The sequence below is a fragment of the Undibacterium sp. TC4M20W genome (genome assembly GCF_049340245.1).
Classification (GTDB): Bacteria; Pseudomonadota; Gammaproteobacteria; order Burkholderiales; family Burkholderiaceae_D; genus Undibacterium.
This window is the reverse complement of sequence record NZ_JBMPPI010000002.1, coordinates 341552-360240: the sequence shown is the minus strand read 5'-3', so window position 1 is coordinate 360240 and position 18689 is coordinate 341552. Positions and strand designations below refer to the sequence as shown.

At 50.1% G+C, this 18689-nt stretch carries 13 protein-coding genes; 6 read left to right on the top strand and 7 right to left on the bottom strand.

The window, feature by feature from the left end; translation table 11 throughout:
• Nucleotides 1-157 precede the first annotated feature (157 nt).
• On the bottom strand, nt 158-8944 hold the full coding sequence (locus ACO0LL_RS04100; protein ID WP_422949607.1) for a GH36-type glycosyl hydrolase domain-containing protein: 8787 nt from the start codon (nt 8942-8944) through the stop codon (nt 158-160).
• A gap of 384 nt (nt 8945-9328) precedes the next feature.
• On the opposite strand from ACO0LL_RS04100, the gene ACO0LL_RS04095 reads away from it, so the two are divergent.
• The 4 genes from ACO0LL_RS04095 to ACO0LL_RS04080 all read left to right on the top strand — a co-directional run bounded on the left by ACO0LL_RS04095 (nt 9329) and on the right by ACO0LL_RS04080 (nt 11680).
• The gene (locus ACO0LL_RS04095; RefSeq protein WP_422949606.1) at nt 9329-9715 is read left to right on the top strand and encodes a DUF4398 domain-containing protein; all 387 of its coding nucleotides are present in this window, start codon (nt 9329-9331) and stop codon (nt 9713-9715) included.
• Nucleotides 9716-9827: 112 nt separating this feature from the next.
• Nucleotides 9828-10760 carry an OmpA family protein gene (locus ACO0LL_RS04090; protein WP_422949605.1) on the top strand — a complete coding sequence of 311 codons (933 nt, stop codon included), beginning with the start codon at nt 9828-9830 and terminating at the stop codon, nt 10758-10760.
• A gap of 45 nt (nt 10761-10805) precedes the next feature.
• Nucleotides 10806-11396: a BON domain-containing protein gene (locus ACO0LL_RS04085; RefSeq protein ID WP_422949604.1), complete on the top strand. Its 591-nt coding sequence runs from the start codon at nt 10806-10808 to the stop codon at nt 11394-11396.
• 92 nt (nt 11397-11488) lie between these two features.
• Nucleotides 11489-11680 carry a hypothetical protein gene (locus ACO0LL_RS04080; protein ID WP_422949603.1) on the top strand — a complete coding sequence of 64 codons (192 nt, stop codon included), beginning with the start codon at nt 11489-11491 and terminating at the stop codon, nt 11678-11680.
• 161 nt (nt 11681-11841) lie between these two features.
• On the opposite strand, the gene cls is transcribed toward ACO0LL_RS04080, so the two are convergent.
• The 4 genes from cls to ACO0LL_RS04060 form a co-directional block, all read right to left on the bottom strand.
• Nucleotides 11842-13260 carry a cardiolipin synthase gene (gene cls / locus ACO0LL_RS04075; protein ID WP_422949602.1) on the bottom strand — a complete coding sequence of 473 codons (1419 nt, stop codon included), beginning with the start codon at nt 13258-13260 and terminating at the stop codon, nt 11842-11844.
• A gap of 162 nt (nt 13261-13422) precedes the next feature.
• A complete protein-coding gene (locus ACO0LL_RS04070; RefSeq protein WP_422949601.1) occupies nt 13423-13749 on the bottom strand; it encodes a hypothetical protein in 327 nt (108 codons plus the stop codon).
• Nucleotides 13750-13807: 58 nt separating this feature from the next.
• Complete coding sequence (locus tag ACO0LL_RS04065; protein ID WP_422949600.1) at nt 13808-13960, bottom strand: DUF3309 family protein; 153 nt, start codon at nt 13958-13960, stop codon at nt 13808-13810.
• Nucleotides 13961-14064: 104 nt separating this feature from the next.
• Nucleotides 14065-14457, bottom strand: a complete 393-nt coding sequence (locus tag ACO0LL_RS04060; protein ID WP_422949599.1) for a hypothetical protein — start codon at nt 14455-14457, stop codon at nt 14065-14067.
• A gap of 306 nt (nt 14458-14763) precedes the next feature.
• Between ACO0LL_RS04060 and ACO0LL_RS04055 the strand changes: the two genes are divergently transcribed.
• Both ACO0LL_RS04055 and ACO0LL_RS04050 read left to right on the top strand, forming a co-directional pair.
• Nucleotides 14764-15306 (top strand): hypothetical protein, encoded by a 543-nt coding sequence (locus ACO0LL_RS04055; RefSeq protein ID WP_422949598.1) that lies wholly within the window; start codon nt 14764-14766, stop codon nt 15304-15306.
• 84 nt (nt 15307-15390) lie between these two features.
• Nucleotides 15391-15702 carry a BON domain-containing protein gene (locus ACO0LL_RS04050; protein WP_422949597.1) on the top strand — a complete coding sequence of 104 codons (312 nt, stop codon included), beginning with the start codon at nt 15391-15393 and terminating at the stop codon, nt 15700-15702.
• A gap of 133 nt (nt 15703-15835) precedes the next feature.
• On the opposite strand, the gene ACO0LL_RS04045 is transcribed toward ACO0LL_RS04050, so the two are convergent.
• Both ACO0LL_RS04045 and ACO0LL_RS04040 read right to left on the bottom strand, forming a co-directional pair.
• Nucleotides 15836-16870, bottom strand: a complete 1035-nt coding sequence (locus tag ACO0LL_RS04045; RefSeq protein ID WP_422949596.1) for an OmpA family protein — start codon at nt 16868-16870, stop codon at nt 15836-15838.
• A 418-nt stretch (nt 16871-17288) separates the two neighbouring features.
• A complete protein-coding gene (locus ACO0LL_RS04040; RefSeq protein ID WP_422949595.1) occupies nt 17289-18518 on the bottom strand; it encodes a Yip1 family protein in 1230 nt (409 codons plus the stop codon).
• Between the last annotated feature and the right edge of the window lie 171 nt (nt 18519-18689).

Sequence of the window (18689 nt, the reverse complement as noted above, 5' to 3'; positions counted from 1 at the left end):
GACACTCAATTAGCGAGGCCGCAGGATTTAAGGGAAGCTTGCGCACTGCTCATAAAAAACCCGCCATTGCTGTTGCGATGGCGGGTTTTCAATTTGATGATCAGCTCTGGAATAAGCAAATTACTGATTGAGTAATTCTTCTCAAGACGTTATCAGATCATTGCTGAACCGGCTTTACATAATTAAGCTCGACAGTATGTTCACGCTGATCATCCAGCAGAGGTATCAACAAATCTCCCATGGCGACTTCATCGATAAACAGCAGGCTTTGTCCGTAAGCGACATCCCTGAGTTTGACCGTGATCAGGTAGGTGCTGCTCAGATGCTGATAACGCAGGCTGAAGTTGGTCCATCCTTCCGGGACGCAGGGCGTCAGGCTCAGGTGCTTGCCTTCACGTTTTAATCCCAGCAAAGATTCCATCATGAAAGTATACATCCAGCCAGCTGATCCTGTGTACCAGCTCCAGCCACCACGGCCAGTATGCGGTGCTACTGCATACACGTCGGCACAGATGACATAAGGTTCCACCTTGTAGCGGGCAACCGACTCTGGCGAATTGCCATGGTGGATAGGATTGATCATGTCAAATGCTTCCCAAGCACGGGCTGCATCTCCCATTTTTGCAAATGCCATGCCGGTCCAGATTGCTGCATGGGTATATTGCCCGCCGTTTTCACGTACACCAGGCACATAACCACGAATATAGCCGGGGTTTTGTCCCGAGCAATCAAAGGCAGGATCCAGCAACTGTATGATCTGCTTGTCGCGCCGCATCAGGCGTTTATCCAGAGACTGCATGGCCTGGTGCGCCCTTTGCGGATTTGTTGCCCCGGACAATATCGCCCAGCTTTGCGAGATCGAGTCTATCTGGCATTCTGCATTTTGTGCCGAACCCAGTGCACCGCCATCATCAAAATAGGCGCGTCTGTACCAGGCGCCATCCCAGGCATTGTCGTCAATGTTTTTTGCTAGCTGACGTGCCTGCTCAAGACAGCGGCTGGAGAATTCATTGTCATTGCGAGCCAGTGCAATCGCAGAGAATTTTGTCAGCACCTGATGCAGGAAGAAAGCCAGCCAGACGCTTTCCCCCTTGCCCAGATGACCGACTTTATCCATGCCATCATTCCAGTCACAGGAACCAATCAGAGGCAAGCCATGACTGCCAAAGCGCAAGCCATTTTCTATGGCCTTGACGCAATGCTGATACAGACTGCCAGTGTGTGGTGACCTGCCAGGCAAGTCGTAATAGGAATCTTCTTCCTGGTTGACTAGACGGCCTTCGAGATAGTGCAACTCTTCATCCAGAATCCCAATGTCACCGCTGCTGTTGACATAACGCGCCACTGCCAGAGGCAGCCACAGATAGTCATCAGAACAATGCGTACGCACACCACGGCCTATCGGTGGATGCCACCAGTGCTGTACATCACCCTCGACGAATTGATGGGCAGCCGACAACAGCAATTGTTCGCGTGCCAGCGTTTGCCGGGTGTGTACCAGTGCCATACTGTCCTGCAACTGATCACGGAAGCCAAATGCACCGCCAGATTGATAGTAACCGCTACGTGCCCACAGACGGCAGGCGATGGTTTGATACAGCAACCAGCCGTTGGCAAGCAGGTTCAATTCCTGGTCAGGCGTATTCACCTGTACTACACCCAGAGTATCGCGCCAGTAATCATGCACTTTATTGAGTGCCTGTTCTGCCGCCGCAATACCACGGTGTTGCTGTATGAATTGCGTGACATTGGTGTGATCGGTCATGACCGTACCCAGCACAAATACCAGTCGTTTTTCCTGCCCGGGGCTTAATTCAAATTCCTGCTGGATTGCTGCACATGGGTCAAGACCGGCCCCGGTTTTGCCAGACAATCTTTGTCTTTCCAGCGCCGCCGGTTTTTGCAGGCTGCCATTGCGGCCTATAAATTCATTACGGTCACCAGTTACACTGCGGTTGCCGCCATCCAGGTCAAAAAATGCCCTGCGGCCCGGGAACTCGGTATTGTAGGGGTTGCGTGCCAGCACACAGCCGCTGGCCGGATCAATTTCTGTTGCGATATGCATCAGTGATTTAGGACGCAGATCACCCAGCACCCATTCCACATAACCTGTGGCGGACAATTTCCTTTGTTCTTCAGAGACATTGGTGACGCGCAGTATGGAATATTTGGCCGCCGTGTCCATGGAGACAAAGACCGTCAATTCGCTTCGTATGCCCTGTTCCTCATGAGTGAACACGCTATAGCCGAAACCATGGCGGGTGACATAGTCACCGCTGCCGCGGCAGGGCAGGGCAGTAGGTGACCAGTAGGCACCGGTATCTTCATCGCGAATGTAGAAAGCTTCACCACTGCTGTCGCTGACAGGATCATTATTCCAGGGCGTCAGGCGGAATTCATGGGCATTTTCACCCCAGGTGTAAGCTTGCCCACTTTCAGAAATGACTGTGCCAAATTGTGGATTCGCCAGTACGTTGACCCATGGTGCAGGTGTGACTTGACCCTCCCGCGTGGTGATGACGTATTCACGGCCATTCTCAGAAAAACCACCTATGCCATTAAAGCTTTGCAGTTTTTCTGGCAGGTTTCCGTTATTCCTGTTATCGCCTGACTTGTTGGTCAGAGACTGATATCCAGATTGTGAATACACTTGGCGCGAAGGCAAGAGCTTGGGCACGCGCAAATCCAGTACATCACGCCGGCTCAGTTGCTCCATCAGGCTGCCGCGGTGATCATTCAGTATCACCCTGGCAACTGCCTGGAACAGGATTTTGTCTTCGACTGAAATCTGTTCCGCCATGCGGACAAAGATACCACCCGGCCTTTCTATGGCGTGGGTACCAATGACAGACGAAATCATGCCCATGATCTGTTCCTGCAAGGCCTGGCGGTAAGTGGCATGGTCTTCATTCCAGATTACCAGATCCACAGCCAGCCCTTTGGAACGCCAGTAGGCGTGGGCCTGCACCAGTTGGCGCACCAGCTCTATATGCTCTTGCTGGTTGATCTGCAACAGCACGATAGGCAAATCACCAGAAATGGCATAGCCCCATAAGCCCGACTGACCGCGGTGGTTGCGGCTCAACACACTCGCATCGGCACGCAGCAAAGGGTTCATGTAGATGACGGAGTTTGCCATGCGGCCATACAGCTGTGCATCGGCTTCGCTGATATTCAACTGACGCAAGACAATCTGGCTATGTGTCCATGACAGGCCTATGACGCGGTCTGCCAGATGCTGATCCTGGTATTTATCGATCAGCGCCAGGCACAGGTCACGGTTTTCTGCGACGCCAGTGACAACATCAAAGGTGGCAATCTGTTCTGGTTCTAGCGTAATTTGATAGCGTATGGCAACTACTGGATCAAGTACCGAGCCTTGGCTGTCTGACAGACGCTCTACGCGCATGGCTGCAGGTGCTTCCAGCGTATTGCCTCGGCCTATGAATTGCGCCCTGTCAGTTTCATAAGAGACATTATCTGCCGTAGCACCATGCAGTGATATCAGGTGGAACATGCTTGGTATTTTCTCGTCCATGGAACGAGGGCGGCGGGTACAGACTATCGCATGCTGGTCATGCAGGATTTCAGTCTGTACAAACAGTTTGCTGAAGGCCGGGTGCATGGCATCTGCCGCTGCAGGCGCGAGCACGACTTCTGCATAGCTGGTGAAGTCTATTGTGCGGCGATGGCGCGAACGGTTGGTAATGCGGGTACGGCGCAATTCGATATCATCTTCAGGCGAAACGACGATTTCGGTATGCATATCGAGATTATTGTCACTGCGGCGGAATTCTGCCCGGCCCTCAGAGAAAATCACTTCATAGCTGGCAGAAGGCACCAGGCAAGGCTGAAATGCAGTGGACCAATATTTGCCGTTGCTGGTGTCGCGCACATAACAGAAAGTACCCCAGTGGTCGCGGGTGCTGTCTTCATTCCAACGGGTGATGGCAAGATCGTTCCAGCGGCTATAACTGCCGCCAACACTGCTGATCATGACATGGTAACGGCCATTCGACAGCAACTGCACTTCCGGCGTGCGGGTATTGACATGGTGCAGTACCCGCAAAGGTGTTTCCTGTCCGGCGCTGGCGCTGCGTATGTCTGCCAGCTCTGTCGTGTTGGAATACACGGCGGTGGCCTTGGGCACGCGCTCATGCAGCAGCGACATGGTGGCCTGGAACAGGGGGTCGGATTCAAAGCGTTTTTGCAAAGGCTTGTCGAGCAACAGGTAAGCCAGAGACAAAAAGCCCATGCCCTGGTGATGAACCATGAATGAACGTATCAAGGCATGTGTCTGTCCACGAGGCAGGCGTGAAGGCGTATAGTCTATCGCCTCAAAGAAGCCATAGACACCTTCAAAGCCCAGTGAAGCCAGCTGCTCGAGATTGCTGCAGGCTTTCTCGGGTTCTACCATCAATGCCATCATCGACGCATATGGTGCAATGACGAGATCATCACCCAGCCCGCGTTTAAAACCCAGGCCAGGTACACCAAAGGCGCGGTATTGATAATTCAATTGCGCATCAAAAGTGTTATAGCCTGATTCAGAAATACCCCAGGGCACATTACGTTGTTCACCATATTCTATCTGGCGCTGCACGACCGAACGGTAAGTCTGCTCCAGCAAGGTATTCTGGAAGTTCGGCATGACCAGCAAAGGCATCAGATACTCAAACATCGAGCCGCTCCAGGACAACAGGATAGGCTCTCCACCTGCAATCGTCAGTTGGCGGCCCAGTGCAAACCAGCTCTCTTGTGGAATCTGGCCTTGCGCAATAGCCACAAAGGTGGCCAGGCGTGCTTCAGATGCCAGCAAATCATAGCAGGCAACATCGCGCCGGCGTTCATTGACGTTATAGCCTATGGTCAGCAAGTGAGTGTTGGCATCGTACAGGAACTCATATTCCATCCTGGCAAATTCGCCAGTTTGCTGCACCAGTTGTCCGATTTGCTGTATGCGGTCTGTGGCGCGTTTGCTGGCCGTTGTCAGCATTGCTGCCAAAGTAGGATTTTTGTTTCCCGCCAGATTGGGCTGATCGAGCGACAAGCTGTCGTCCCTTGGTGAGTTATGTGAATAACCCAATTGCGCCAATATTTTTAAAGTTGGAATCGCATCAAGCTGTGGAAAAGCTTGCAGCCAACTACCCGGCTCTGGCAGTGTCAGCCAAGGTGCCAGATAGACCAGCTCATCGAGTTGTGCATGGGTTTGTCTGCTTAGCGCACTTGCCCACACATGCGATTGATTATCAGCCACCACGGTCTGACTGGCCAGATAACTGTCAGCATGATATGTCAGGCGTTTCAGGCAGTCATAAATGACGATCAGTGAAGTTGGTGCGCTCAGGCACAGCACATCAAGATCAGTTTTAAACTCTGCCAGCCTGCCTGCGGCGTGCTCACCAACGGTGTTGCGCAATATAAGGTAAGTATCGTGCAAGCCGCCAAACAAACGCGGCTGGCAGATTGGCGCATCTGTCAAACCTGCCAGGCCAGGGCGCAGGGTCAGCAAATGACCGGCCAGGTTGCCGCTATCTACTGTTGAAATATACAGGGGTTGCAGCGGTTGTAGCGTCTTGGTGTCGTACCAGTTATAGAAATGATCCTGGTGACGTTCCATCTTGCTCAGGCTGGCAAACGTATCTTGCGTACGCTGCAATAGCTGACCTGCAGGGATGTAGCCAAAATCATAGGCCACCAGATTGGCCAGCAGCGACAAACCTATATTGGTTGGTGAAGTGCGGTGAGCCGTTACGCTGACAGGCTGGAACTGTACATTGTCAGGTGGCAGCCAGTTGTCTTCGGGCCCGACATAGGTTTCAAAAAACAGCCAGGTTTTTCGTGCGGTCGCCTGCAAAAACTCTGTTTGTTCCGTGCTTAATTGAGACACGCGCTGCTGCTTTTCACGGCTCATCAGATAAGCAATGACGGGCGAGATAAGCCACAGCAACAAGATCGGTGCTGCTGCACGCAAGGCAACTGGATTGACATAGTCCAGGAAGAAAAATACGGCAACAGAAAATACCGGCGCTATCCACATGCTGCGGATATTATTCCATACAGTATTCTTGAACTGATGATTGCTGATGGTAGAAGGGTTCCATTCCAGCAAACGCCTATGCGAAATCAATACACGCCATTGCGTACGCAAAATGGCATCGAGATTGATCCAGGCTTCGTAGGGCAGAAATACCAAACTCAGTGAGGCATGAATAAAATGCTGGGTACTGGAACGCAGCAATGACAGCAGATGCTGACGGAAGAAAACATCGTCAGGCTTTTGGGTCAGGTTAAATACGAATCCACTGGCAGCAGGTATCAGTAAAAAACCAAGGGCTGCCGCCGACCATAACCAGGCATGCGGCAAACCGCTCCAGGCGATAACGAGGAAGGCGACAAGCGCCAGCGGCACCAAGCTGCGCCTTAGGTTGTCGAACAGCTTCCAGTGCGATAGTGAAGACAAGGAATTGGCGCGCTTGATGGGTTTGCCAGTAACTTCATCCTTGGGGCCTGGTACTTTGGGTAATAACCAGGACGCGATCTGCCAGTCACCCCGTATCCAGCGATGGCGACGACGTATATCAGCCAGATAGCTTGATGGATATTCTTCATACAACTGCACATCACTCAGCAGGCCTGCACGGGCATAGCAGCCTTCCAGCAAATCATGGCTGAGGATGCGGTTTTCTGGCATGCGATCTTTGAGGGCATGCTCAAATACATCGATATCGTAGATGCCCTTGCCTATGAATGAGCCTTCATCAAAGACATCTTGATACACATCTGACACGCTGCGTGTATAAGGGTCAATACCAGCTTCACCACCACACAGCAATTCATAATAAGAAGCGTCGCTGGCGGGCAGGCTGACTGCGACACGCGGTTGCAGAATTCCATAACCGTCTGTAACCCTGTGCAGCTTGTCATCATAATAGGCACGGTTCAGCGGGTGGGCCATGGTTGCCACGAATTTACGCGCCGCATCGCGTGGTAATTCCGTATCCGTATCCAGGGTAATCACATACTTCATGTTCTCCAGACCAGCGGTATTGCCAATGATACGCATGAAAGCATCAGCGCCCGTGCCGCGCAAGTAGCTGTTCAGCGCGGCGAGTTTGCCTCGCTTGCGCTCATACGCCATCCAAATTTTCTCTTGTGCATTCCAGACCCGTGGCCTGTGCATGATGATGAAGTGGTCGCCATCTGGACGCGGATATTTCGTGTTAAGTGCCTCTGTGATATTGCTGATATGGTCCAGCAGCCCTTCATCTGTTTCCAGGGTCTCAGTCGCTGCATCAGGAAAATCAGTCAACAGGCAAAAACGCAGATTGGCATCGCTATTGGCGAGAAAGCGTACTTCCATGGCTTCTGACAAAGCATCAATATTCTGCACATTGAACAGCATCGTTGGCACTACTACCAGGGTACTTGCTTCCAGCGGTATGCCTTTGGAAAAATCCATGCGTGGCAAAGGCCGTGGCAGAGCAACAAAGGTAGCCAGCCAATTAACCATGGACAGCGCAAATTGGCTGCTGGCAATCAGGCTGGCAGCGATGAAGCCAGCCAGCAAGTAGGGATTGACATCAGCATACCTGACCTGTTTCAGCAGCAAGCCGGTGGTCGCCAGGCTGATGATGACTATGCTGCCCAGATAAATACTCAGGGCAGAATCACGGATAGCGTGTTTGATCGATTCCGGTAAGGCATGTTGCATTGCCGTAGAGCGCTCAAGTTCAACCCGGCCTTTACCGATCAGGAAATAACCTATATGGGCACTGCGTGCATCCTGACCATATTTGTTGGCTGCCTCCCGGGCGAAACGCAAGGCATTGTGGGCGACATCGGCTTCTGAAAAACCGCTGCCTTTGGCAATTTTCTCTACCGCATGGCGGTAAAGATCGCGTGTGGAAAAATCCATACGAGTATAGATGGCTGCGGGATCTTCACGCAGGCAACGATCTACCACGCTCATGCTTTCGACAAAATCACGCCAGTCCATGGACGTCAACAAACGCAAGCTGCCTATGCTGTTGCTGATGGAAATCTGGTCAGCCGCCTGATGTTGCGAATCCAGGTGTACCAGATGTTCTATGGTGTCGCCGGTTTCTGCCAGGCGTTGCGACAACCAGTTCAAAGGCAGGGCAAGAGCTGGACCCTGACCTTGCAGCCTGCGCATCATTTCGGCAACGAAAGAGCTGTCCAAAGGCGGTTTTGAACGTGACATGTCGGCCACCAGCAAGATCAGATTGCTGGGGTCTTTCTCGGCAGTCTCAGTCATTTCCTCTGCCCATTTGGCAGCGAGGTTGCGGTTATTGTGGGTGGTTGTCAGATTGGTGGCCACCCGGCGCAAATTTTCTATCAATGCCAGACGCAGCATGATGGGAATGGCCCACAGTTCACCGAGTTTTAATACCGATACCAATTGATAGGCGCTGATGAAGCGGCTCAGGTTTTCAGGGTCTACCCTGCCGTCGCCATGCGAAATGGTTTCCAGCGCAATGTCATACACGCGAGGGCGCCCGGCTGAATTGCCGCGCAACAGACGTGGCAACTCCTTGCTGTAATTCTTGGGTAAATGACGTTTTGCCGTGCGTATCTGTTCTTCAATCAGATAGTAATTATCCAGCAGCCATGCAGCGGCAGGGGTGACGGGTCTGCCTTCCTTGATGGCTTCTGTCAGCAAGGTACATGCATTCATGATCACATCCTGATTATCAGCCAGACGGGCCAGGAGTTGATCTTGCCCAAAAACAGTGCTGAGCTTATGGCTGTTTGCCAGTATGCGGCCATGCTGTTCCATTTGCAGGGCACTGTACAAATCGGCACGCAAGGGTAATTCGGCCCCGGACTGGGAGACATAAGTCTGCAAGCGCAACTGACCATGTTTCCAGACGTTTTTAAGCTGATGGAGGCTGGACGACAGCATATCTTTAGCTGATTTCAAATCGCACACTTCTTTCTTTTATTGGGATTTGCCAGTGACCGTAGTGATTGGTCATCCTTTGCCACACCCCTGGTCAGCTTTTGCATATGAACTGCGCCAGAACGCAAAAACGGATTCAAATGATCCAGATAATTCAGATGAGCAGGGCGGCGATAACTTGATAGTAAAACAAGCGCCGCACTATGTAAGTTCGCTAGCGTACATACATACCAAGCTATCGATTCTCTATCCTTTCTCAGGTGTGATTTGACAAAGATTTGACAGTGTGCGGCAGCGAACAGACCCCGTTTGACTGCGGGCGGTATAAAGACGGCGAAGATCACAATAAATGTGACTTAAATGGGGTTTGCAAGAGCACGGATACTTATCTACTGGAGAATAAAAATGAACAAAAACTTGAAAACTGGTCTTTTGGCAGTATGCAGCGCAAGCATGGTCGTGATGATGGGTTGCGCTAGCAGCATGAAAACACCGGCGACGGCAGAAGTAGCCGTGTCTAAAGAAGCCGTTGATAACGCTGCAAGTGCAGGCGCCAGTGAATTCGCGCCGGCAGAGATGACTTCTGCCCGCCAAAAAATGGCATTGGCAAATAAAGCCATGCAAGACAAAGACTATAAGCTCGCCAGTGACCTGGCAACTCAGGCGCAGGCCGATGCAAAGCTGGCACAAGCCAAGGCTAACTCTGCAAAAGCAGAGAAAGCTGCCAACGCGCTGCAAGACGATATCCGCGTCTTGCGCGAAGAGCTGCAACGCGCAAACAATAAGCAATAAAAACACGCAATAAAACAAGCAATAAAAATCAGCAAAAAATAAGCAAATACAAATTATCAGCAAGGCTTTCCAAGATTCCTGGAACTTGCCATTACATTTTTAAGGACACATCATGAACAAGAAAATATTCGCCCCCATCATTTTGATGACCGCCATGCTGCTCTCCGCTTGCAGCACCGCACCAAAAACCACCAGCATGCTGGATCAGGCGCGCATGGATTATCAGGCCGCACAAAATAATCCCAATGTGCTGACCTTGGCACCTCTGGAAATGCGCCAGGCTGACATCGCCATGAACGAAGCCAACAGGGCCGCCAAAGAAAATGAAAGCACAGATAAAATTGACCGCCTGGCCTATATCGCAAAACAAAAAATAGGCGTGGCTCAGGAACTGACCAAACAGAAACAGGCAGAGGCTGCCGTTGCTGATGCTGCCAAAGCGCGTGACCAGATCCGTCTGGAGCAACGTACCAACGAGGCTGACAGAGCAAAAATGCAAGCTGACCAGGCCAAGGCACAAGCTGACCAGGCCCGTCTGGCTGCACAAATAGCCCAGGGTGAAGCCAGCGAAGCCCAGCGCAAGGCGCAGGAAGAACAGGCCAAGGCACTGGAAATGCAAAACCGCAATGCCGCCCTGGAATCACAACTCGCTGAATTGCAAACCAAAGTGACTGTGCGCGGCATCATCATCACGCTGGGTGACGTATTGTTTGGTGTAGACCAAGCTAAATTGACCCCTGATGGTATGCGTACTGTGCAAAAACTCGCCACAGTCTTGCAAAACAATCCGCAAAGAACTGTACTGATTGAAGGTTTTACCGACAATACCGGTAGCCAGGCTCACAATCAGGATTTGTCTGAACGCCGTGCTGCTGCTGTGCGTAGCGCATTGGTGTTGATGGGTGTATCCCGTGACCGCGTGCTGACCAAAGGTTATGGCGAAAGCTATCCAGCAGTAGAAAATGACACTGCACAAAACCGTCAATTGAACCGCCGCGTTGAAATCGTTTTGTCTGATGCCAACGGCAATATTGGTCAACGCTAATTACCCGAGGCTCAATATAGAGTCTAAAAAGAGAAAGGAATAATGATGAGCTATTTATCTAATCGATTACATCCTCGATACAAAAAATTTATCCTGCCGGTTTTATCTGCCTCTTTGCTGGTACTGGCGGGTTGCAATAAAGGCCCTGATACTGCCGGATCAAATGCCTCTACTACCATAGGTGTCGAGATTGATGATTCTGTCATTACCACCAAAGTCAAAACGGCGCTGATGTCTGATGATATCGTCAAAGGCGCCGACGTAAAAATTGAAACTCGCAAGGGCGAAGTTTTACTGAGTGGCTTTGCTGATAATCAGGCACAGATTGACCACAGTGTTGCTGTGGCTTTAGCCGTGCAGGGCGTCAAAAAGGTCGATAACAAACTCGTTTTGAAGCAGGGCACGCAAACCGTTGGCAACAAGATAGATGACAGCGTTATTACTGCAGGTATCAAAACAGCCATGCTGCAGGATGCACAGATGAAAAGTATGGACGTCGCCGTAGTTACCCGCAAAGGTGAAGTGCAACTGAGTGGTTTTGTCGATAGTGAATTGCAGGCAACGCATGCCATTGAAGTGGCAAAAAGCGTCTCTGGTGTGCAAAGCGTGATCAACAACCTGAAAGTTAAAAACTAGTCAGTCCTTTGACATGTTTTTATCGCTTCACACTTCCCCGCATTCTTCATCGGTGTGGGGAAGTTTTACTTTATCCATGTGAGAAAAATATCATGACAAATGAATTGAACGAAAAGCCTGTACCCGTTAAACCTGAACCAGAAGAGAATAAGAAAGACATCAACAAGAAGGAAGATGATCTGGATGAAGCGCTGGATGAAAGTTTCCCAGCCAGTGACCCAGTGGCAGTTTCAATCACCCCGCAGAAAGTGGCAAAGATACCTGAATCTGACAAGAAAAAATAATGTTTTTCGCTGTGTGGCAAGATGTAAATTAATTTTCTGAATTTCTCCTGCACCATAAAAAACAGGTGCGCGCTTTTATCAAGCGCACACCTGTTTTATTTCTATCGTTGCAATGAGTCAGCTGTCAGGGAACCGATATCAAGAATCAACACTCTGCGCAATTACAGCCAGTATTCAAACCGCCTGGCCAGCCATTCCTTTAGTTTGTTCATTTGTGGGCGCTGTTGCCAGGTTTCCAGGGTGACCTCAGTTGATAAACGCAAGTCTTCCTTGAAGGCATTTTCCATCGCTATTGCAAATTCAGTATCGATGACGACGACATTCACTTCTTTATTATGCAAAAAACTACGCGTATCTATATTGGTGGAGCCTACTGTTGACCAGACCTGGTCGATCACAGCGGTTTTGGCATGCAGCACCGAGACATTCAATTGATACACTTTGATCCCGCCTGCCAGCATGTCATTGTAGAAGGACTGACCCGCATGGAACACCAGGCCGCTGTCAGTCACGCCAGGCATGATGATCTTGACATCGACACCGCGCTTGGCGGCGGCAATCAATGCTTTTAATATCTGTGCGTCTGGCACGAAATAGGCGGACGTGATGTGGATACTGTCCTTTGCTTCCTGTATCGCCAGCAAATAGGCCTTGTAGATAGCCGGGTTGCTGTCAGGTTCACTGGCAAGTACACGCACCATCTTGTTGCCCTGGTTTTTCAAGGCAGGGAAATACAATTTGTCTGCCGGTGATTTATCATCGACACTGAGCCAGGTATCAAGAAATATCCACTGCAAGGCCGCAACCGCTGGGCCGGTCACCTGGATATGGGTGTCACGCCAGCCCACTTTATCAGGGTTTTGCGATTTGGAGCGAAATAGCGAGCTATTCGCATAAGTGGCACTGATGTTGACACCGCCTGTGAAAGCGACTTCGCCATCGACGATCAGGATTTTCCTGTGATCGCGCCGGTTCGGTGACCATGGGCCTTGCAACTTGGTGGGGTTGATGGGGTTGAACGCCAGCAGTTGTATGCCAGCGGCTTTCATGTCATCGAAGAATTTTTGCGGCGTACCTATAGTGCCTACGCTGTCATAGATAATATTCACCTGCACACCGGCCTGCTGCTTTTCTATCAGCAGTTTGGCAAATTCCAGGCCAAGCTCATCCTGGTCAAAGATATAGGTTTCCAGATTGATGTGGTCTTTCGCTTGCCGTATCGCTGCCATCATGGCTGCCATGGTTTGCGGGCCGTCAAATAACAAAGTAACCTGGTTGCCAGCAATCAGCGGGCTACCGGTGACGGCTTCTTCCAATGCGGCCAAAGCCTGCATGTTCGCCAGCCCGGTACCAGAATTTTTCCAGCGTTGCCGCATCAGTGCCTGGGCCCTGGAGGTGCTTAACTCACCTTTGGCATTGTTGATCGTCGGTTTGGCTGAGGCAGTTTTTTGTGGCTGGTCAAGCGCAGGCTCCAGATAATTGATCTCTGGCAGTGTACTGCAGGCATTGAACATGAGAACGGTGGCAATGCTTGCAGTACTTGTTGCCAGAACGCGTCTGGCCTTACGCTTGACTTTCATATGCGGTCCTTACTGCTCTGGCAAGATTGAAGCATGATATGGGTTTGCTGAAGTGCAAATGCTCAGACGCTCAGATTCTCAAATGAGCGTAGCCGGAGAGGTTTTGCTTTTCCTTCCCCGGCTATCTATGATTGCTTTTGAGTGCGCATGAGCTCGCTGCTGTTAGCGGGCACGTATGCCCGATTTCCTGTAAGCATCGGCCATATCTTGTTGCATGGTCGCCTTGGCTTCACGCACGCAAGCACTTTGCTGGCTGCGTTCTGCGCGCCTGCATTCAGCGACTGACAATTGATAGACGGCCTCTGCTTCTTTTTTCAGAGTTTTGAAATAAGCTATAGGCGTCATTTCTTCCTGGAACCAGCGCTCAGGATCACCACGTTGGGAGATCGCTGTTGCATCAGTATCGGCAGCAAGTGCTGGACTCAGCATTGCACCACTGATCAGTGCAAAAAGTATGCCTTTCATCAGCTGTTGTTTATTGGTTTTCATGATGACTCCTTTGAAATGAAAATAAGTTTTATAAATTTATAAATAATTTACAAGCAATTTACAAACGGCCAGTCAGAAGCAATATAACGAGAATAAGCACGATAAGCCCGGTAGTACCACTGGGCCAATAACCCCAGGAACGGCTATGGGGCCAGGTAGGAAGCGCGCCAACCAGGGCGAGGATAAGTATGACTAATAGTATGGTGATCATTTGGCAGCCTCTTATTGTTAGTAAAGTTATTGTTTGTAATTATTAGTAGAACCAAGTCCGCATCCGCGACCTAAAAAAAATATTTACAGCACCATCTGCAGTAATCAGGACTGATCCATGTGTGATGTGGACACAAGATCGGTTTCCAGTTGTTCGAATTTTGTGCTGCTAATGCACCATTCCAGCAAAAACCCCATGACCGCGCCCACCGCCGAGCCCAGTGCGCCACCCGCAAGCGCTGCTGTCGCAGGATCAGTGACCAGAACATGCAGGCCAGGAACAAAAAACGGAGAAATCATGACAGCAAGTGCTGCATTGATCATGCCCAGTACAAAGCCGACTGCGATACCTATACTGGTGCCAGTGCTAATACGCGCTTCCCCTGTTTTCTTTTTGAAGTCACTACGTCTTGCATACAGGTGTTCTGGCAGTGGAGGCGTGAATTGACCTCCAGTGTTTTTCATATTCAGTGCTTGAGTGTCATTGATCGTGATCATGATGTCTGTTTCCCTGGTAATTGGCAGCTCATGTTAAGAGTCACAAGAAAGGTTTCATCTGTGTGGCATGATCAATGTACACCTACCTTCTTATGACTTCTGTGCGCTGGCACACTCTGAAAAAAATTCCTGCAGAAATGCATCTTCATGAGAAATAAATATTTCTTTAGTAATGTTCGATACCGAACAGAAATGTGAACCTGTTGATATCACAATCAGGCATCGGACTTTTCCGACGTTGCAATTGTTGATGGCAGATAGCTCATCTGCTGCATATTTGAAATTCACACTTAAAAGGAAAATATTATGAATAAGAAATTTGCCCTGATGCTGGCTTGTACCGCCACCCTGACTAGCGCTGCCTGTTTTGCTGCAGACCAAAAATCCGCAAACTACACAGCGGCCAAAGAAGCTGCCAGTACCGAGTACAAAGTGGCGAAAGCTAAATGTGATGCCATAACCGGCAATCCTAAAGATGTTTGCCTGGCCGAGGCAAAGGCAGCCCGTGTTCACACCGAAGCAAATGCCAAGGCAGAATATAAAAATACGGTAGCTGCGCAAACCAGCGCCAGAAAAGATATCGCTGATGCTGACTACGATGTAGAAAAAGCCAAATGCGGTAGCATGACTGGCAATGACAAGGACGTTTGTATCAAACAAGCCAAGTCGAATAAAGTAGCCGCCGTGTCAAATGCCAAGGCTGACAAAAAAGTCGTCGATGCCCGCGTCGATGCAAATGAAGACAAAGTCAATGCTGAATACAAAGTCGCCGCAGAAAAATGCGACGCTTTGTCTGGTCAAGGCAAAGACAACTGCGTTGCTGCAGCAAAATCGAAATACGGTAAGTAAGTCCGTTTCAACACAAAGCCGGCTGGTGCGCGCCGCGTACCAGCCGGCTTTGTGCTCATTTGAAGTAAACCCTGAAAGTAGAAAATGAAAATCGCTCAACGCATGATGACTATGGTATTTGTCGGCTCCTTGTTGGTAATCGCTGGCTGCGCTTCCACATCCACGAAAGAGGGGACTGGAGAATATGTTGATGACTCTGTCATTACAACCAAGGTCAAGGCAGAAATTTTCAATGAGCCTACATTGAAATCCATGGAAATCAATGTAGAAACATTCAAAGGCACTGTGCAGCTCAGCGGCTTCGTGACTTCGACTGCCAATATTGAGAAAGCCGTATCCATAGCGCGTAATGTGAAAGGCGTGCGTTCTGTGAAAAATGACATGCGCTTGAAATAAGTTTCTTCTTCCGCATGAAAAAACGCTGTCAATGAAAATTGACAGCGTTTTTTTATTTGCCAGGATAAAAATAAACCGGGAACCATGGCTCCCGGTTTATTACCTGCTTGTTACTTGCTTGCTACTTGCGGTTTTATTTGACGCGCTGTTCAACCGTAAATTGCTCAATCTCTACGCGGCGGTTCGGTTCCAGACAAGCGATCAGGTCTGTACGTTTTTTGTTATTGCAAACAACGACGGGGTTGCTTTCACCTTTGCCTACAGCATTCAGCCTTTGTGGCGCAACGCCTTTGTCGTTCAAATACGTCTTCACGGAATTCGCACGTTTCTCGGACAGGTTCAAATTATATTTTGCTGAACCTATACGGTCTGCATAACCGGTAATGACAACCTGGTTGATTTGCGGATTGGCATTCAGCGCAGAGGCGATGTCATCCAGTTTAGGTTGCGGCAAGTTCAGAGTGGCACTATCAAAGGCAAATAATTCTGTCGCAGACAAGGTGAACTTTTGATAGACCGGTGCGGGCGGAGGAACTGGTGCTGGTGGAGCTTGTACAACTACTGGCTCAGGTGCTGGCGCTGGTGGCGGTGTATAGCTGGCAGTTCGTACTGCGGCCTTCGGTTTGTCAAAGGCATAGTTGAGGCCAAATGAGAGATGGGAATTGCTGGCCTGGCTGAATCCAAAATCATTATTGTGCAGGTAGCCATGCACTTTGCGCCATTCTACCTGTGCAGACCATTGGTCATTCAGCGAAAACTGGGCACCGAGACCTGCGCTGGCTGCCGGGGCTGTGCTGTCACCTGCCTTCAGACCACCATTGCTTCTGTCGCGGTTTGCAGCGATACCAACGACCAGATAAGGGCGGAATGCCTGACGCGAAAACAGATACAGCACATCAACGCCCAAGGCATTTTGTTGATAGCGTCTGCCATTGTCAGTTGCGCGCGTGTAGTTGGTATTGATTTGCGCATCCCAGTTTTCTGACAGTGGCTTACCGAGGCGCACACCAACGCCATAGCCGCGGTTACCCGCGCCAAAGGTTTCATCTGTTTCTGCTGCATGGATGCTGCCACCGATATACCAGGATGGATTGTAGTCTTCAGCCATGGCGATGTTTGCGCAAAACAGGCAGACCAGGGCGGCAGGGATAGCTTTCAGATTATTCATAAATATTTCTTTCAAAGTTGGGTGAAAACGAAAATTTGTTTGTTAAGCCGGGATGTCACAATGATTTTTCATGCATATGAAGCACATATGAAGCGCATATCACGTGAATAAATCCTGCATGCCAGACTAAGGTGCTGTTGCTTTTACATCGGTGCGGTGCCGCACAAATGTCGTTTTTTTGACTTATGAAGAAATAGAGCTGACGCGTTGTCGCCTGTTATGCATCAGCAAGATGCATGCAACAGGTCTATTCAGCGGAATTGAGGACGGGGAAGTGAAACCAAGGAGTAAAACCGGGGAGAGTGATAGCCGTACTTTATGCGTGACGGCTATCAATGATGATGACTGGGTGGTGCAGAGATTCTGTGAAACGACGAAAGGTGAATGACGAAGGACAGAACGGGGCCATGCATTGTCCTTACTGTTTCACACCCTCATTCTTCATTGCTTCCAGCTTGTCGTAACCTACCGCTGCCGAAGCAGTCTTGATGGTCGCCATATCGACATTGTCGCCATGGGCTTCTACCATAAAGCGACCAGCGATCAGCAGGCTGTATTCGCCCGATGGGCCGTCCTTCTGGAATCTCTCATGGGTAGGGCGGCCATTGACCTTGCCCATCTTTTCATAGCCAGTATCGGTTTCCTTGTCCTGCTCTATCATGCCCCAGGCAAACATGGTGCCAAATATCTTGCTGCCACCGGTATCAGTGATCGTCATTCTGATCTGATGATTGTTTTCATCACCGTAGCGTGCTTCTGCCTTGGAGACTTTAAATTCACCCATAGCAGATTTTTCACCTTCCAGGCTGTTGCGCTTCAAATTGCCTATGGTTTCAGGGAACAGGGCTTTCAGTTTGTCCTTATCGACGACTTCTGCCTGGCTGCCGGCACCCAGTGCCACACCTATGGCCTCAGTTGCGGCTTTCATTTCAGCCTGAGGGTCGCCAGATTTTTTAGCGGCTTCCATCTTCTTGTTGGCCTCTTCCATTTTCTGACCCATTTTTTCGAGCTCACCCAGCGCACCGCTGGTTGCAACAGAGGTGTGTGAGGCCTGCATATTGGCTGCCCCATACATCGCGCTGCCACCAACTGCGCCAATGACCATGTTAAACACGACCATTAATACGATGGAGCATACGATAGACACGGCAGTGTAGGGCCCGGCCTTGTCCTGGGGAGCTTTCATCAGCACAGGAAGACCTAGATACATCAGGTAAATGCCGTAGGCGCCAGCGAACAAACTGAGCAAGCTCAGTGCTGGCAACAGCGAAAGTACGCCCGCCAGCCATGCAGGAGTGAAAGAATACGCTGCTACCTTCAATGCTTGTGCGGGATTTTTTTCCGCGCCGAATTGGGGTGCCAGGGCATCAATGATCAGCGATATCAGATAAACACCGACCAGGGCAAATACAAAGCTCATCACCATCGCTGTAATGCCGGCGAGGATGGGCAGCTTCATACTACCCAGCAAGGGGACGCTGAATCCGATAATACTCATGCCGATAAAACTGCAAACAGCAGGGATGGCAGCCAGAGGGGCGACGTAGTTCTTGAAGATGTCTGCCGTGCTGGTGGTTTCAGCAGCGATGACGGGCCATTCTGTTTTTGGCGTCAAGGTGATGTTTTTCGCGCGTTCTACGAGATTCATGGGTTTTTCCTTTAATAAAGGGCAGGGCCGGTATCTGCGACCCAAAACAGGAAAACTGAAGAAAACAGGCTACTTATCTTTTCATTAAGCGACAAAGTTTATTACAGTTTTTTGCAAGTAGGACAAAATAAAGCGCTTTTCTGCTGTTTTCCATACAATGAATCTCAGGAC

What these genes read in the sequence shown, in the direction of transcription:
- ACO0LL_RS04095 (WP_422949606.1), top strand. Translation starts at nt 9,329, where the DNA reads ATGAACAAAAACTTGAAAACTGGTCTTTTGGCAGTATGCAGCGCAAGC.
- ACO0LL_RS04090 (WP_422949605.1), top strand. Translation starts at nt 9,828, where the DNA reads ATGAACAAGAAAATATTCGCCCCCATCATTTTGATGACCGCCATGCTG.
- ACO0LL_RS04085 (WP_422949604.1), top strand. Translation starts at nt 10,806, where the DNA reads ATGAGCTATTTATCTAATCGATTACATCCTCGATACAAAAAATTTATC.
- ACO0LL_RS04080 (WP_422949603.1), top strand. Translation starts at nt 11,489, where the DNA reads ATGACAAATGAATTGAACGAAAAGCCTGTACCCGTTAAACCTGAACCA.
- cls (WP_422949602.1), bottom strand. Translation starts at nt 13,260, where the DNA reads ATGAAAGTCAAGCGTAAGGCCAGACGCGTTCTGGCAACAAGTACTGCA.
- ACO0LL_RS04070 (WP_422949601.1), bottom strand. Translation starts at nt 13,749, where the DNA reads ATGAAAACCAATAAACAACAGCTGATGAAAGGCATACTTTTTGCACTG.
- ACO0LL_RS04065 (WP_422949600.1), bottom strand. Translation starts at nt 13,960, where the DNA reads ATGATCACCATACTATTAGTCATACTTATCCTCGCCCTGGTTGGCGCG.
- ACO0LL_RS04060 (WP_422949599.1), bottom strand. Translation starts at nt 14,457, where the DNA reads ATGATCACGATCAATGACACTCAAGCACTGAATATGAAAAACACTGGA.
- ACO0LL_RS04055 (WP_422949598.1), top strand. Translation starts at nt 14,764, where the DNA reads ATGAATAAGAAATTTGCCCTGATGCTGGCTTGTACCGCCACCCTGACT.
- ACO0LL_RS04050 (WP_422949597.1), top strand. Translation starts at nt 15,391, where the DNA reads ATGAAAATCGCTCAACGCATGATGACTATGGTATTTGTCGGCTCCTTG.
- ACO0LL_RS04045 (WP_422949596.1), bottom strand. Translation starts at nt 16,870, where the DNA reads ATGAATAATCTGAAAGCTATCCCTGCCGCCCTGGTCTGCCTGTTTTGC.
- ACO0LL_RS04040 (WP_422949595.1), bottom strand. Translation starts at nt 18,518, where the DNA reads ATGAATCTCGTAGAACGCGCGAAAAACATCACCTTGACGCCAAAAACA.